Below are 15374 nucleotides of genomic sequence, written 5' to 3' on the forward strand. Positions count from 1 at the left end.
GCCCATGCCTTTAGACAAAGACCCCGACCTTCACCGCGACACCCTGGCCGTGCGCGCCGCCGTGCAGCGCACTCCCTACGGTGAAAACTCCGAAGCCCTGTTCCTGACCAGCGGTTACGTGCAGCCCTCGGCCGAAGCCGCCGCACGGCGGTTTGCGGGCGACGAAGACGGCTACACCTACGGCCGCTACGGCAACCCCACGGTGTCCAGTTTCGAGCAGCGCCTGGCGGCACTGGAAGGCGCAGAAGCCTGCATCTCCACCGCCTCGGGCATGTCGGCGATCCTGATGATGTGCATGGGCCTGCTGCAAAGCGGCGATCACGTGATCTGCTCGCACTCCATGTTCGGCTCGACGATCAAGCTGATCGGTTCGGATCTGGCCAAGTTCGGCGTGCAGTCGAGTTTTGTCTCGCAGACCGATGTGTCGGCATGGGCTGCGGCCGTCAGGCCCAACACGAAACTGCTGTTCGCCGAGACGCCCACCAACCCCTTGACCGATGTCTGCGACATCCGCGCGCTGGCCGACATCGCACACAACGCGGGCGCGCTGCTGGCGGTGGACAACTGCTTCGCCACACCGGCGCTGCAGCGCCCGATGGCGCTGGGCGCCGACATCGTCATGCACTCGGGCACCAAGTACCTGGATGGCCAGGGGCGTGTGATGGCCGGTGCCCTGTGTGCCAGCCAGGAGATGGTGACCAAGACCTTCCTGCCCGTGCTCAAGAGCGGCGGCATGACGCTGGCTCCGTTCAACGCCTGGGTCGTGCTCAAGGGCCTGGAGACACTGGAGATCCGCATGCAGGCGCAATCCGCCCGCGCGCTGGCGCTGGCCCAGTGGCTGCAGAGCCACCCTGGCGTGGCGCGCGTGCACTACCCCGGCCTGACCAGCCATCCGCAGCACGAACTGGCCATGGCCCAGCAGTCGAACTGCGGCGGCGCGGTGCTGTCGTTTGAGGTCAAAGCATCCGATGCCGATCAGGCCCGCCAGCGCGCTTTCCACGTGCTCGATTCGCTCAAGACCCTGTCGCTCTCGACCAACCTGGGCGACACCAAGACCCTGTGCGCCCATCCCGCCAGCACGTCACACGGTCGCCTGACCGAAGCGCAGCGCCAGATCGCCGGCGTGAGCCAGGGCCTGATCCGCGTGGCCGTAGGCCTTGAACACATCACCGACATCCAGGCCGACCTCGACCGCGGCCTCGGCACATTCTGAAATGACAGCACCCATTCGCACCCGCTTCGCTCCGTCGCCCACCGGCTTCATCCACCTGGGCAACATCCGCTCGGCCCTCTACCCGTGGGCGTTCGCCCGCGCCACAGGCGGTGTTTTCGTGCTGCGCATCGAAGACACCGATCTGGAGCGCTCGTCCCAGGCCGCGGTGGACGTGATCATCGAAGGCATGAAGTGGCTGGGCCTGGACCACGACGAAGGGCCGTTCTACCAGATGCAGCGCATGGACCGCTACAAGGCGGTGCTGGCCGAGATGGTGGCCGGTGGCCATGTGTACCCCTGCTACATGAGCATGGTCGAACTCGACGCGCTGCGCGAGCGCCAGATGGCCAACAAGGAAAAGCCGCGCTACGACGGCACCTGGCGGCCCGAGCCGGGCAAGGTGCTGCCACCGGTGCCCGAAGGCGTGAAGCCGGTGCTGCGCTTCAAGAACCCGCAGGGCGGCGTGGTGGCCTGGGACGACAAGGTCAAGGGCCTGATCGAGATCCGCAACGACGAACTCGACGACTTGGTGATCGCGCGCCCCGACGGCACGCCCACCTACAACTTCTGCGTGGTGGTGGACGACATCGACATGGCGATCACCCACGTGATCCGCGGTGACGACCACGTGAACAACACGCCGCGCCAGATCAACATCTTCAAAGCCCTTGGCAAAGAACCGCCTGTGTACGCCCACTTGCCCACCGTGCTCAACGAGCAGGGCGAGAAGATGAGCAAGCGCAACGGCGCCAAGCCCGTGACGCAGTACCGCGACGAAGGCTACCTGCCCGACGCGATGGTGAACTACCTCGCGCGCCTGGGCTGGAGCCACGGTGACGATGAAATTTTCAGCCGCGCACAGTTCCTCGAATGGTTCAACCTCGATCACCTCGGGCGCAGCGCCGCACAGTTCGACGAGGCCAAGCTGCGCTGGGTCAACGCCCAGCACATGAAGGCCATGGACGATGGGGCGCTCAGCACCCTGGTGGCCGAGCAACTGGCGAAACGTGGCATCACGGCCGACGAGCGCCTGCCGCGCATCTGTGGCCTGTTCAAGGACCGCTGTGACACGACCGTAGCGTTGGCTGGCTGGGCCGCTGCGTTCTACGCGGATGTGACGCCCAGCGCCGAAGAGCGTGCGCAGCATGTCACGCCAGCCATTCAGCCCGCGTTGGCCACGCTGGCGGAGAAGCTGGCGGCCAGCGCCTGGGACAAGGCCAGCATCTCGGCGGCCATCAAGGAAACCATCACCGCCCACGGCATCAAGATGCCGCAACTGGCGATGCCGGTGCGCGTGCTGGTCATGGGCACGGCGCAGACGCCGTCGCTGGACGCAGTGCTTGAACTGCAAAATCAGCAAACAGTTTTGGCTCGACTTCAAAATCGCTGAAAAATGTCCTATAATCTGAGGCTTGCTGATTCGCACCAAGCGGTGACATGCGAAGTGTGAATCAACAAACCCTGTGGGGGTATAGCTCAGCTGGGAGAGCGCTTGCATGGCATGCAAGAGGTCAGCGGTTCGATCCCGCTTACCTCCACCAAAATTTGTGAAGCTTGTGTCGGGAAAGCGATTGCGCCGCTGATACAATGCGAGATTCTCGAAGTTCCAAGGTTTTGACCCTATCGTCTAGAGGCCTAGGACATCACCCTTTCACGGTGAGTACCGGGGTTCGAATCCCCGTAGGGTCGCCAAGTTTGTGGCACTTGGCCTGAAGCTGTAAGGCATCAGGCAAAAGCTGCACCACTGCGGAGTGGTAGTTCAGTTGGTTAGAATACCGGCCTGTCACGCCGGGGGTCGCGGGTTCGAGCCCCGTCCACTCCGCCAGTTAAAGACAAACCGCCCAGTTGCAAGACTGCGGCGGTTTTTTCTTGTGCGCTTCAGAATGGATTTGGTCTGGCGTGCGGCCGCTATCAGCAGCGAGCCGCTCTCAAGTTGCTCGCTCCAGCCTTCCCAGGCGCAGCAGTCCGGTGGAGAGCGCGGTGCCGCAGACGATGATGACACCACAGGTGATCATCCACGGGGTGATGCTTTCGCCCAGAAAGAACACACCGTACATCAGCGCAAACACCGGGACCAGGAACGTGACGGTCAGCGCCTTCGACGGTCCAGCTTGCTCGATGATGCGGAAAAACAGGATGTACGCGATGGATGTGCAGAACAAGGCCACCGCCGCGAGCGCACCCCAGGCGCCCAGACTCACGGGTGTCTCGGGCCAGAACCAGAAAGTGGGCAACGCCAGGCCGAGCGCAGCGCCGATCTGGCTGCCGGTGGCCGTGGCCAGGGGATGGGCCCCGGTCAGGTAGCGCTTGGTGAAACTGGCGGCCAGGCCATAACACGTGGTGGCCAGCAGGCAGGCGCCCATGGCCAGCAAGGTCGTGCCGATGGATGCAGCGCCGGCCACGCCAGTGGCGCTGAATCCGGATTTCCCGATCACCAGCAGGGTCACACCGACAAAGCCGATCAGCAGGCCCAGCATGCGGGAGCCGCTTGGGCGGTCCTTGAGCCAGAGCCAGGCCACCACCGCACCGGTCAGGGGCACGGTGGCGTTGAGGATGGAGGTCAGGCCGGTGGTGATGTGCAACACGGCGAAGGCAAACAGCGCAAACGGAATGCCCGAATTCAGCAGGCCGACGAACAGGATGGGTCGGGCGCGCTGCCGGAAGTCGGCCCAGACGCCTTTGACGAGAAATACCGGCAGCAAAAACAGTGCGGCGAGTGCGACCCGCAGACCCGCCGTGGGCAGTGCGCCAAATTCGGCAGCACCCAGGCGCATGAACAGGAACGAAGAACCCCAGAGGGCGGCGAGCAGGAAAAACTCAAGAAGGAGGGCGGGCGACATGGGCTCAGTGTGCCGGCAAAGGCTGTGCGGCGGGGTCGCCCGTTGATGTTGTTTGCCCCAGCGATTGATGCGCTTTGTCGATCAATGCGCCTTCGAGCCGGAGCAGGAATCGCTTGCGGTCAAGCCCGCCAGCATAGCCAGTGAGCGCGCCCTGTGCGCCGACCACCCGGTGGCAAGGCACCACGATACCCAGGGGATTGCGACCGATGGCCGCGCCCACGGCGCGCACCGCTGCGGGTTTGCCGATGGCGCGGGCCAGTTCGCCGTAGCTCCGTGTCTGGCCAAAAGGAATGTCAAGCAGCGCGCGCCAGACCGATGACTGAAATGCGGTGCCTGCGGACAGATCCAGCGGGAGGTCAAAGTGGTCTGTGCGCTGTTCAAAATAGGCGGTCAGCTGGTCGGCCGCAGTGTTCAGCATGGCGTTGTCCTGAACGGGTGTCCAGTCCTGCACCTCCCGTTCTGCGGGCAGGTGCCGCTGGTCCATGAACCAGACACCGCTCAAACCCGAAGGGGTGGCGGCCAGCAGCAAAGGGCCCAGTGGCGAGAGGACGGTGGCTGTCACCCGGTGCGTGGTGGTTTTCATGTTGTTGGCACTCCGGAAGGAAGGATGGGGTTTGCATGGGTGCCGGCCCAGGCGCGGATCACGGCGTAGCTGCGCCAGGGTCGCCAGGCGGCCGATTGCCGGTCGGCTTCGAGCGCGGCGGCGCGTCCCCGCCCTTCGATGCCGAGGGTTTTGATCAGGGCCACGTCGCCCACCGGCCAGGCATCGGGCCAGCGCAGGGCCCGCATCGCGATGTACTGTGCGGTCCAGGGGCCAATGCCCGGTAGCGCCTGCAGGGCTTGCGCGGTGGTGTGGGCATCGGCAAAGGCGTTCAGCACCAGGCCACCATCGACGATCGCGCGGGCCAGGGACTGCAAGGCTGCCTGGCGCTGGCGCACGATGCCCAGTTCGCCCAGGATGCCGGGACTGACGTTGGCCAGTGCCTGGGCCGTCGGGAACAGGCGGTGCAACTGGGGATACGGTGTGGTGATGGCTTCGCCCAGTCGCTCGGTCAGCCTGATGGCCAGGGTGCGCGCCGCGGCCACCGTGATCTGCTGCCCCAGGATGGCACGCACGGCCAGTTCGAAGCCATCGAAACAGCCCGGTACGCGAAGGCCATCACCCGCGGGAAAGTCGGCGTGCAAGGCAGAGTTGATGACCAGCGGGTTGGCGTCGAGGTCGAACAGGGCGCGCACCCGCCAGATCACCGCCGGCAGCACGGGGAGCAGGCTGTCGCTCACCTGCAGCCCCAGCCGGTTGGCACCGGGATCGAACCGCACGGAAAACCAGCCGGTGTGCGTCAACCCGCCGGATTCGATCCGTGCGGTTCGCTGCAGGCCAAGGGGAGCGTCTGGCTGGATGTGTTCGATGCCGGGCAGTTGTCGTTCGGCGAGAAAGCGCAGGAGCGCGGCGACATCAAAAGGTGGGCGCCAGAACAGCTGCACCGGGGTGCCGTCGCGTTGGCTGTTGGCGCTGAGGGGCTGTCGCCGCATCTGGCCGGGGCTCAAGCCGTAATGATCCCCGAAGGCGGCGTTGAACCGGCGCAGGCTGGCGAAACCGCTGGCCAGGGCGATCTGGGTGATGGGCAACGCCGTGTCAGCCAGCATCTGCTTGGCGGCCAGCAACTTGCGCGTGAGCAGGTATTGCAGGGGGGAGACGCCCAGCCGGTCTTCGAAAATGCGGCGCAGATGGCGGTCGCTCACGCCCAGGCGCGAGGCCAGCCGCGCCACCGTGGCGCCGCCTTCGCTGGCCCCGGGCCAGTTTTGTGGGTTGTCCAGCCATTGCGTGGCCTGTTGCACCAGGATGCTGCGCGCGTCCTCGACGGACCAGTGCCGTTGCAGCGGTGCAAGCTCCGGGCGGCAGCGCAGGCAGGGCCGGAAGCCCGCCTGTTCGGCCTGGGCCGCGTGCTCGAAGAAGCGGCAGTTCTCGCGCCGCGGCGTGCGCACGCGGCAAACCGGCCGGCAGTAGATCCCTGTGGAGGTGACAGCGGTGAAAAACCGGCCGTCGAACCGGGCGTCGTGCGAACACAGCGCCCGGTAGCGGGCATCGTCGTCGATCGGGTCAGGGGTGTTCATGACGCCCATGGTAGAACTTGCCACGGTCTTTGGCTGGCCGTTTTCGGACCTGTGCTGCCAGCCTCTGCCAGTCCCGCGACCTACAATGCGGGGATTGGCATTCACAGCTCCCATTCATGCAACTCGCGGCATCCATCTTCAAGGCTTACGACATTCGGGGTGTCGTTCCCGATACCCTCAACGAAGAGGTGGCCGAAGCCCTCGGGCTGGCTTTTGGAACGCAGGCTCTCCAGCAAGGTGAGCACACCGTGGCCGTGGGCCGCGACGGCCGGCTGAGTGGGCCGGCCCTGTCGTCAGCGCTGATCCGTGGCCTCGCCGCCGCGGGTGTCGATGTGATCGACATCGGCATGGTTACCACGCCCATGTTGTACTTCGCCGCCCACACCTTGTGCCGCAGTGGCATCCAGGTCACCGGGAGCCACAACCCCAAGGACTACAACGGGTTCAAGATGGTGCTCGGTGGACGCGCGATCTATGGCGACGACATCCAGGTGCTGCGCCGGATGATGGAGGTCGAAAACTGGCAGCGTCTGGACGGCGGACGGGTTCGCGAGGTCAACGTGGGCCCCGCCTATCACGACCGCATCGTGGGCGACGTGAAGCTCCAGCGCCCGATGCGGGTGGTGATCGACTGTGGCAATGGCGTGGCGGGTGCATCCGCTCCGGCGCTGTTCCGCGCGCTCGGTTGCGAGGTGATCGAGCTGTTCAGCGAAGTGGACGGCAACTTTCCGAACCACCACCCGGATCCGAGCAAACCGGAAAACCTGCAGGACGTGATCCGCACCCTGCGCGAGACCGGCGCGGAACTCGGCCTGGCCTTCGATGGCGATGGCGACCGCCTCGGCATCGTGACCCAGGGCGGCAACAACATCTACCCCGATCGCCAGATGATCCTGTTTGCGCGGGATGTGCTGTCGCGCGTGCCGGGTGGCAACATCCTGTTCGACGTCAAGTGCTCCCAGCGGCTGGCGCCGGCCATCGAAGCAGCGGGCGGCGTGGCGCACATCTACAAGACCGGACATTCGCTGATCAAGGCCCGCATGAAGGAGCTGGACAGCCCGCTCGGGGGCGAGATGAGCGGTCACATCTTCTTCAAGGAGCGCTGGTACGGATTCGATGACGGCACCTACGCGGGCGCGCGCCTGCTCGAAGTCCTCAGCCGCAGCCCGGACGCCAACGCCGTGCTCGACGCCTTGCCCACCAGTTTCAGCACCCCCGAACTCAACGTGGCCTGTGCCGAAGGTGAGCCTCACACGGTGGTTGCCCAACTGGTCGAACTCGCCCGCTTCGATGCGCCAGCCAAGGTGTCCACCATCGACGGCGTGCGGGTGGACTGGCCCGACGGCTTTGGTCTGATCCGCGCCTCGAACACCACACCCGTGCTGGTGCTGCGTTTCGAGGGGCATACCCCCGAAGCCCTGCACCGCATAGAAGCGTCCATGCTGACCCTGCTCCGGCAGGCCAAGCCGGACGCGGTGGTGGGCGCCAGTGCGCACTGAGATAGAGCCAAGCCTGAAAATGATTGCTCTGTTTGCCTGTATTCGGAGTGTGTGGTTTGATTGATTCTCTGAAAATCAATCAAAGGACTGCATGGCTCAATGACGGCTCTGATGAGTCACACTGAATTGTCCTCCAGACCGTCCAGCAATATCCCTGGTTGGATATGGATGCTATTTCTGGCATTGCTGATCCTCGCGCCCATTTCCACAAAAATGGCTGGGGCGGCCTGGGTTCTGATGATTTGCCTGGGTGCATGGGCTTTCTGGCGCTTGCCAGTGGTTCCGCCTGAATCTTCTGAAAAGAAGATTTTTTATGATGCGGTCAGATGGTGGCTTTATTTTTGTATTGCGGCTTTTTGTTTTAAAGCGATCGGCATGTTCTACTGGGATGATCCCTGGAGAACTCGCCATTTTGACTTCAGAATCCTGCTGATGGCTTTTGCCCTTTGGGCCCTCGTACCCCGCATCCGGTTGTCGGCGGGTCAGGTCCTGATGTTGGTGATGGCATTGACGTTGGCCAGTTTTTCCGCCATTGCGGTCAGTTACATGCATGCCCAGTATGGCTGGGCAACGCCATCGAACCGGATCAACTGGGCCGGTGGACTGGCCATGCTGTCTTGCGTCCTGCTGCCCGTCACCGCATCCAGGAAGATTGCATTGCGCTGGAGATGGTGCGCAACCGTGGGCATTGTCGTTTTTCTTTCCGCGATTCTGATGTCCGGGGCGCGCGGTGCATACCTGGCATTTCCCTGGATTTTGATCAGTGGCTTGGTTGTGCTTCGTGGATACCTGAATGGCGGGTGTTCGGGTGCAGCGGTATACCGTGCAGCTGCCCTGCTTGCGGTCTGCGCGGTTCTGGTTTCCTACTTTGCGCCGAAAATCATCGAGGTTCCCACAGAGCGCATATCGATTGCTGTTGCCGAAATCCACGCGGTGTTGTCGGATGAGAAAACGACCGAGAATGTTGTTGACACCTCCATCGGCGCAAGAATCTACATGTGGCAGCGCAGCCTTGACGTGATTCAGGAAAGCCCCTGGATCGGCTACGGGAGGGCGCAGCGCATACGATTTATCAAAGAATGGGGTGGTCAGGCGAACGCGCACATTGTGAAGGACCAGACCCACCTTCATAGCGAGTACATCAACGGAATGGTTGACCATGGTGTGTTTGGCTTGTTGAGCACGTTGACCTATATGGCCGGTTTGATATTTCTGACCATCATCTTGCGCCGCCACTGCCATTTCCTTGCGATGTCTGCTGGCGGACTGGCGTACATTCATGTCATGATGAGCTTTACGGATGCCAATTCCCAAACCAACAATTACAGTGTCATGATCGGGTTGGCGTTGTCATCGATCTTTTTGCTGCGGCTTGAAAAGCGCCAGGGTGAGTAGGTGGCTTGGTGCCGAGGTCGCGCATCTGTGGCTGTATTGAGAGTGTGATTTCATATGAAGGTATCGGTCATCTTCACGACATACAATTCTCCCGAGTGGCTGGAGAAGGTGCTCGTGGGCTTTTTTTGCCAATCTGTTCGCGATTTTGAAATCGTCATTGCGGATGACGGTTCTCGCGATGACACCAGGGCCATGATCGAAAAAATGCGTCTGGAGTCCCCGGTTCCTATCCGGCACATATGGCATCCGGATGACGGATTCCAGAAATGCCGGATCTTGAACAAGGCCGTCCTGGCCGCATCCGGCGACTATCTGATATTTACCGATGGCGATTGCATTCCGCGCTCGGATTTTGTGGAGCAACACCTGCGACTCTCATCGCATGGGACTTTTCTGTCGGGCGGATATTTCAAATTGCCGATTGACATCAGTCAGTTGATCTCCCGCGAAGATATCACTTCCCAGCGGGTGTTCAACATCGATTGGTTGCGCTCCAGGGGGTTGAAGCGATCGGTCAAGGATCTGAAAGTGATGACGCGCGGTTTCTTGACGCGTTTCCTGAACTTCATCAGTCCGGCGAAGCTGACATGGAACGGTCACAATTCGTCATGTCACAAGGAGTTTGTGCTCGCGGTCAATGGATTCGATGAGCGCATGCAATACGGGGGTGAGGATTGCGAGTTTGGGGACCGGCTGAAAAATCTGGGCCTCAAAGCGAAGCGCATTCGCTATTCTGCGATCTGCGTTCATCTTGAGCATGGCCGGGGATATGTCAATCCGGCCATGATTGAGGCCAATAAAAAGATCCGTCTGGAAACCCGGCTGCACCGAACGGTGAAAGCCTTGGTCGGGATTGATCAGTATGGCGTTGATCAAAGCTGGGAGCTGGCCGAAAAACCCCGATGAATTAGGGTGGCGGTCTGCCGTCCCGGGGTGTCTCAAATGCATGTGGCATCCAGATAGGCGAGAGCGCTCCGACTACCAGGATTTCAGGCAAGGTTGTTCGTGGTTTCACCGTAGCCGCTGGTCAATGCCTCCCAGCTGGCTTCTTCCCAGAAGAACGACGCGCGTTTTCGCTTTTCCTTGCGCAAGGAGCGCAGCAGCCGATCGAGGTTCTGCTGTTTCCAGTGGTGTTCCCCCCGGATCCCGCATTTGTCGAAATCCACGATCCAGGCGCACCCGCTGTCGTCGAGCAGCAGGTTGTGGCAATTGAGGTCGGAATGGAACACCTGTCGATCGTGCAGCTGTCGGATGGCACGGCCCAATGCCTGCCATTCGTCCCAGCCCAGTGGCGCCTGTGACAGGCGCTGAGCCACGTTCTGCGTGCCCGGAATCATGGCCACCACGATGTCGGCGGTGTACCACCAGCCGTGGCGCAGCTGCCGGGCCGCCACCGGCGCCGGTACCGGCAGCGCCCAGGCTCGCATGTGGCGCAGCAGCGCATATTCACCCAGGGCCCGGCTGTCCTGGGGGCGGCTGCGCCAGTAGCGGTCGGGGCTCAGCCGCGCCATCAGTCCGCCGCGCCGGTAGTGGCGCAACACCACGTCGAGACCTTCGAGCACCATCCGGTGGGCCTGGCCACGACCGCTGCCCGTGGCCAGCGCGGTGCTGCCGTTTTCGGGTTCAAACAGGGTCGGGTTGCAGGATTTGAGCAACACCGGGTCGTGCCACAGGGTCTGGTTCGTCAACGACTGTTGCACCACGGGGGGCAACAAGCCGGGCCGCGTGGGTTGCCACAAGGGTCTGAGTGCCTGCAGGCTGCGCTGGCTGCTGCCTTGTTGCCGCGCCACGAAGTGACGCGCCTGTTCGCCCTTGCTGGCGAGCTGGGCTGGCTGATCCAGCCACCGTCCGGCAAGGTCCAGCAGGGATTGGGCCGATGTGATGCGTTCTCCGATGCCGTGGCTCTGGATTTCCTGATAGAGACGCTGGAAGTGCTGGGTGTGCGGACCGAACAGCACGGGTTTGCCGCAAGCCAGCGCTTCGAGGGCGTTGTGTCCACCGATGGCGGCCAGGCTGCCGCCGATAAAGCACACGCTGGCATGTGCATACCAGAGGTCGAGTTCACCCATGGTGTCGGCCAGGTACACGCCTGTTTCCGGTGCCAGCGTTTCGTGCCGACTGCGTCGGGCATAGGGCAGCCCCGCCTGATCAATCAGCTCGGCGACGGCGTCGAAGCGTTCAGGGTGTCGGGGCACCAGGATCAGGGCGCTGCCGGGATGGCGCGCCGCAAAATCCGGCCAGGCCGCCAGCAAGGCGTCTTCTTCACCTTCGTGGGTGCTGCCGGCCACGACCACCGGGCGCCCCTGCAGCCAAGGCAGATCCTGTGAGCCGGTCGCCGCAACGGGTTGGTCAAATTTCAGGTTGCCGGTTTCCAGCAAGCGCTCCGCGGGTACGCCCAGGGACCGCAGGCGCTCGGTGGTCGGGGTGTCGGCTGTGGCCACCAGCGCGAGCTGCGCCCAGACCGGTCGCATCAGGGCATGCCAGCGCCGGTAAGAGCTCGCGGACGCCTCTGACAACCGGGCGTTGACCAGCGCCACGGGGATCGAGCGCTCGCGGCATTGCAGCAGCAATTCGGGCCACAACTCGCGCTCCACCAGCACCACCAGTTGGGGTTGCAGGCGGTCCAGAAACCGGGCCGTTGCACCGGGCGTGTCGATGGGGAAAAAGACATGCTGGATGGCGTCGCCCCAGTGGCTGCGCAACTGGCGCGCGCCGGTGGGCGACTGGGTGCTGACGGTGATCGTGTGGTCGGGCCATTCCTGGCGAAGCGCCTCGATCAATGGCCGTGCGGCCTGCACTTCGCCAACCGATGCCGCGTGGATCAGCAAACCACTCAACGAGGAGGGCGCAGGCTCGATGAAGCCGAGCCGCTGTGCCAGACCTTGCCGGTAGCCGGCATCCTTGCGGCCCCGCCGCCACCAGAGCCAGGCCAGCATCGGCAGCGCCAGCCCCCTCAGCAGCAGCCGGTAGCCCCGGTGCGCCAGCGGGATGGCCTTCAACGCCAATGGTCGGCGACCCATTGGGTCGGCAGCACACGCCGGTACCACTTGCCACTGACGCCGGCGATCGCGTCGGGCGGGTTGGGCTTGCCGTGGAAGGCAATGATGCGCGCGCCTTCAGGAATGGTGGGTGGCAGGAACCAGCCCATGATGCCGCCGCGCAGGCAGTGGCGCTTGAAACTGCGGCACCAGGTGTCGGGCCAGTAGCTGAGCTTTCCCTGGCGCGCCAGATAAAGCGTGATGAACTCCTGCTCGTTGCGCACGGAGCTGATCGAGGCCGGGTAGTCGTTCTTCAGGTGCTCCAGCGCGTCGGCGTGGGCGCCGATGGTGTAGACGTAGCAGGAGGTGTTGCCCGTGCCGTCGCTCTTGTCCCATTCCTTGATCACGGTGAACTCGCCGGGCTGTTCAAAGAACGGGTCCAGGCTGTCCAGGATGACGATGTCCAGGTCGAGAAACAGCGTGCGGCCCTGCAGGTCGTAGAGCGGACTGGCGAAACTGGTGAGCTTGAGCCAACCGTGGCCGAAGGTCCAGGGTTTGCGCTGGTCGAACTCGTCAAAGCCCACCATGGGGATGGGCTTGACTTCGATCGCCGGGTCGATGCCGGCGCCGTCGTCGGTCAGGCAGACGAAGCGGAACGGCCGGTGCAGGTGGCGGCTGACCATGCTGTGCAGTTTGTTGACGTACTCGGGGCCGTACTTCTTGCCCCATTTGATGCACAGCACATTGACCGCTTGCATGAATCACCCTTCACTGGATCGCGCAGCCGCGGGCGACATGCCCGGCCGGCGAGGTGCCGCAGTTTACCGCGCGAGGAGGGCGTTGATGGGCTGCAGGTCCTCGGCCTTGAGAAGGCCGCCGGCCTGCTTCAGACGCAACTGGCCCACCAGCACGTTGTAGCGTGCCTGGGCCAGGTCGCGCTTGGTCTGGAAGAGCTGGCTCTGGGCGTTGAGCACGTCGATGTTGATGCGCACGCCCACCTGGTAGCCCAGCTGGTTGGCGTCGAGCGCGCTCTGGCTGGAAGCCTCTGCGGCTTCCAGCGCCTTGACCTGACTCAGGCCCGAGAGCACGCCAAAGTAGGCGCTGCGTGTGGCCTGGCCGATGTTGCGCAGGGCCGTCTCGCGGTCGGCGCGGGCCTTTTCCACCAGCGCCACGGTTTCCTTGACGCGGTTTTCAATGGCATGGCCGGCGTACAGCGGCAGGTTGAACTGCAGCCCGACGCTGGCGGTGTTGGTGCGCACGTTGCCGGCCGTGGGCATCGTGGTGCTGGGGCCGCGCGCGACCTGGTACTGGCCCACCAGATCCAGCGTGGGCTTGTGGCCGGCCTGTGCTTTCTTGACTTCCAGCTCGGCGATGTCAAAGCCCCGGATGGCCTGGCGCACCAGAGGATGCTCGCGCTGCGCCTGCTGCACCCAGGCTTCGGGATCGGCGGGCTGCACCGGCTCCAGCGCGACGGCGCTCACCAGGGGTTTGGGGCTGGTGTTGTCTTTGCCGACCAATTGATCGAGCGCCAGCTTCTTCACCCGCAGGTCGTTGCTGGCGGCGATCTCCTGCGCCAGCACGAGGTCGTAGCGGGCCTGGGCTTCGCGCGAATCGGTGACGGTGGTGGTGCCCACCTCGAAGTTGCGCTTGGCAGAAGCCAGCTGTTCCGCCACGGCGGCTTTCTGGGCCAGCACGAAGGTCAGCGTGTCTTGCGCTGCGACGACGTCGAAGTACGCCTGCGCGGTGCGCACGATCAGGTCCTGCTCGGCCGCGTCCAGCTGGGCCTTGGCCACGTCGATCGACAGCTGGCCCTGCTCGTTGGTCAGGCGGTTGGCGGGGCGGTACAGGGGCTGGCTGGCAGAAAGCGCGAGGTTCTGGCTATCGGTACTGCGGCTGCCAGCTGCTGCGCTGCTGTCCACGTTCGCCCAGTTGACGCCGGCGCCCAGGCCAGCCTGGGGCAGCAAGCCCGCCTTGGCCTGATCGGCCTTGGCGAGATTGGCCTCGTACTGCGCGCGCGCCGCCTGCACGGTGGTGTCAAACCCCCGCGCCATGTCGTAGAGCTCAACCAGGCTCTGCGCCTGCGCGCCGCCGGACACGCCCAGTGCCAGCAGGGCTGCCAGCGCGAGCGGCTTCAGGGAAAGCGGGCGCAGCTTCAACGGGGTGTGGTCAGACAGGGCGGTCATGAGAGTTCCTTTGGATAACAGGCGAGGAATGCAGGGTGGCGGCTTCAGTACACCGGCACGGACGGATCCCGCTCGCGGGCCCAGGCGTTGATGCCGCCGTGGATGTTCACCACCTCGGAGAAGCCGTTCTGCATCAGGAAGTGCACCACCTGTGCACTGCGCGCGCCATGGTGACACAGGCAGGCCACGGGTTGCTTGCGGTCGAGTTCCAGGTAGCGTGCCGGCACACTGCGCATGGGCATGTGGAGCAGATCAAAACCATCGGGCTTGACGGCCGCGGTCTGGAGTTCCCAGGGCTCGCGCACGTCGAGCACGACGGGGCGCAGGTCCGGCGACTTCGAGCGGGCTTGTTCAAGCCACTCGGTGAGTTGGGCGGGGTGGATGGAAATCATGGGGTCGGACTTGTGAGCGTTTCAGCGGGTGCGCTGACTCAGAACTGGAAGCGCGAAGGCTCGGGGAAGTTCCGCAGGCGCGGCGCCAGGGTGTCCCAGGGCTGGGCGGTGACGTACGACGCCTCGCCGGTGCGCGTGATGAAGGTGGCGCGCATGACGGGCTCGTTGCCCACGATGGCGGCCAGGCGGCCACCGGGGGCCAGCAGCGAGAGCAGGGCGGACGGCACTTCGGCCACCGAACCGCTGAGCAGGATCACGTTCCACGGCGCTTCGGTGGCGCAGGCGGCAAAGTTGTTGGCGGCGGCATCGGCCACGCGCACTTCGGCGTTGGTGAAGCCGGTCTTCTGCAGGTTTTCACGCGCGGTGCGCGCGAGGGATTCGTTGATCTCCAGCGACACCACGCGCTGCGCCAGGCTGGCGAGCAAGGCGGCCATGAAGCCGCTGCCGGCGCCGATCTCCAGCACCTTGTCGGTCGGCTGGATGGCCAGGTCCTGCAGCAGGCGGGCTTCCACGCGCGGCGCCAGCATGGTTTCGCCGTCCACGGCCGGCTGCCCCAGCGGCAGTTCCATGTCGACGAAGGCCAGTGCCTTGTGGGCGGCGGGCACGAAGTCCTCGCGGCGCATGCGGGCCAGCAAAGCCAGCACCTGGGGGTCGAGCACCTCCCAGGGGCGGATCTGCTGCTCGATCATGTTGAAGCGGGCCTGGTCGAAGCTGGTGGGGGTCTGAGAAGTCATGTTTGATACTCCGGTGGGTATATTA

13 protein-coding genes and 3 tRNA genes are annotated in these 15374 nt (G+C 63.9%); 8 read left to right on the plus strand and 8 right to left on the minus strand.

All coding sequences use genetic code 11. The features are described from left to right. Nucleotides 1–4 precede the first annotated feature (4 nt). The 5 genes from ACN5W5_RS00680 (at nucleotide 5) to ACN5W5_RS00700 (ending at nucleotide 3038) form a co-directional block, all read left to right on the plus strand. Nucleotides 5–1213: an O-succinylhomoserine sulfhydrylase gene (locus tag ACN5W5_RS00680; protein ID WP_420046687.1), complete on the plus strand. Its 1209-nt coding sequence runs from the start codon at nucleotides 5–7 to the stop codon at nucleotides 1211–1213. 1 nt (nucleotide 1214) lies between these two features. Continuing rightward, complete coding sequence (gene gltX / locus ACN5W5_RS00685; RefSeq protein ID WP_420046688.1) at nucleotides 1215–2603, plus strand: glutamate--tRNA ligase; 1389 nt, start codon at nucleotides 1215–1217, stop codon at nucleotides 2601–2603. Nucleotides 2604–2678: 75 nt separating this feature from the next. Next, nucleotides 2679–2754: transfer RNA gene (locus tag ACN5W5_RS00690), tRNA-Ala, on the plus strand. 75 nt (nucleotides 2755–2829) lie between these two features. Then, nucleotides 2830–2905, plus strand: a tRNA-Glu gene (locus tag ACN5W5_RS00695). Nucleotides 2906–2961: 56 nt separating this feature from the next. Then, a tRNA-Asp gene (locus tag ACN5W5_RS00700) sits at nucleotides 2962–3038 on the plus strand. A gap of 103 nt (nucleotides 3039–3141) precedes the next feature. Here ACN5W5_RS00700 and ACN5W5_RS00705 read toward each other — a convergent pair. Genes ACN5W5_RS00705 through ACN5W5_RS00715 form a run of 3 tightly spaced genes read right to left on the minus strand, consistent with a single transcriptional unit; the run spans nucleotide 3142 to nucleotide 6168 of the window. Next, the gene (locus ACN5W5_RS00705) at nucleotides 3142–4053 is read right to left on the minus strand and encodes a DMT family transporter (protein WP_420046689.1); all 912 of its coding nucleotides are present in this window, start codon (nucleotides 4051–4053) and stop codon (nucleotides 3142–3144) included. 4 nt (nucleotides 4054–4057) lie between these two features. Beyond that, nucleotides 4058–4636: a methylated-DNA--[protein]-cysteine S-methyltransferase gene (locus ACN5W5_RS00710; protein ID WP_420046690.1), complete on the minus strand. Its 579-nt coding sequence runs from the start codon at nucleotides 4634–4636 to the stop codon at nucleotides 4058–4060. Then, nucleotides 4633–6168: a DNA-3-methyladenine glycosylase 2 family protein gene (locus tag ACN5W5_RS00715; protein ID WP_420046691.1), complete on the minus strand. Its 1536-nt coding sequence runs from the start codon at nucleotides 6166–6168 to the stop codon at nucleotides 4633–4635. The genes ACN5W5_RS00710 and ACN5W5_RS00715 overlap by 4 nt, the downstream gene beginning before the upstream one ends. A gap of 116 nt (nucleotides 6169–6284) precedes the next feature. Here ACN5W5_RS00715 and ACN5W5_RS00720 point away from each other — a divergent pair, with 116 nt between their 5' ends. From ACN5W5_RS00720 to ACN5W5_RS00730, 3 genes are all read left to right on the plus strand, one after another. Next, nucleotides 6285–7667, plus strand: coding sequence for a phosphomannomutase/phosphoglucomutase (locus ACN5W5_RS00720; RefSeq protein ID WP_420046692.1), 1383 nt, complete (start codon nucleotides 6285–6287; stop codon nucleotides 7665–7667). Nucleotides 7668–7778: 111 nt separating this feature from the next. After that, nucleotides 7779–9062 carry an O-antigen ligase family protein gene (locus ACN5W5_RS00725; protein WP_420046693.1) on the plus strand — a complete coding sequence of 428 codons (1284 nt, stop codon included), beginning with the start codon at nucleotides 7779–7781 and terminating at the stop codon, nucleotides 9060–9062. A gap of 54 nt (nucleotides 9063–9116) precedes the next feature. Further along, nucleotides 9117–9968: a glycosyltransferase family 2 protein gene (locus ACN5W5_RS00730; protein WP_420046694.1), complete on the plus strand. Its 852-nt coding sequence runs from the start codon at nucleotides 9117–9119 to the stop codon at nucleotides 9966–9968. Between the two features lie 83 nt (nucleotides 9969–10051). Here the strand turns inward: ACN5W5_RS00730 and ACN5W5_RS00735 are convergent, their stop codons facing one another. The 5 genes from ACN5W5_RS00735 to ACN5W5_RS00755 all read right to left on the minus strand — a co-directional run bounded on the left by ACN5W5_RS00735 (nucleotide 10052) and on the right by ACN5W5_RS00755 (nucleotide 15349). Next, entirely contained in the window at nucleotides 10052–12082 is a 2031-nt protein-coding gene (locus ACN5W5_RS00735) for a 3-deoxy-D-manno-octulosonic acid kinase (RefSeq protein ID WP_420046695.1), read from the minus strand. Next, the gene (locus ACN5W5_RS00740) at nucleotides 12058–12798 is read right to left on the minus strand and encodes a glycosyltransferase (protein ID WP_420046696.1); all 741 of its coding nucleotides are present in this window, start codon (nucleotides 12796–12798) and stop codon (nucleotides 12058–12060) included. Before ACN5W5_RS00740 ends, ACN5W5_RS00735 begins: the two co-directional genes overlap by 25 nt. A 63-nt stretch (nucleotides 12799–12861) precedes the next feature. After that, entirely contained in the window at nucleotides 12862–14223 is a 1362-nt protein-coding gene (locus tag ACN5W5_RS00745; protein ID WP_420046697.1) for a TolC family outer membrane protein, read from the minus strand. 44 nt (nucleotides 14224–14267) lie between these two features. After that, complete coding sequence (locus ACN5W5_RS00750; RefSeq protein ID WP_420046698.1) at nucleotides 14268–14615, minus strand: rhodanese-like domain-containing protein; 348 nt, start codon at nucleotides 14613–14615, stop codon at nucleotides 14268–14270. Nucleotides 14616–14653: 38 nt separating this feature from the next. Then, complete coding sequence (locus tag ACN5W5_RS00755) at nucleotides 14654–15349, minus strand: protein-L-isoaspartate O-methyltransferase family protein (protein WP_420046699.1); 696 nt, start codon at nucleotides 15347–15349, stop codon at nucleotides 14654–14656. Between the last annotated feature and the right edge of the window lie 25 nt (nucleotides 15350–15374).

This window comes from Hydrogenophaga sp. ZJX-1, assembly GCF_048590325.1.
In the GTDB taxonomy this organism is placed as follows: domain Bacteria; phylum Pseudomonadota; class Gammaproteobacteria; order Burkholderiales; family Burkholderiaceae_C; genus Hydrogenophaga.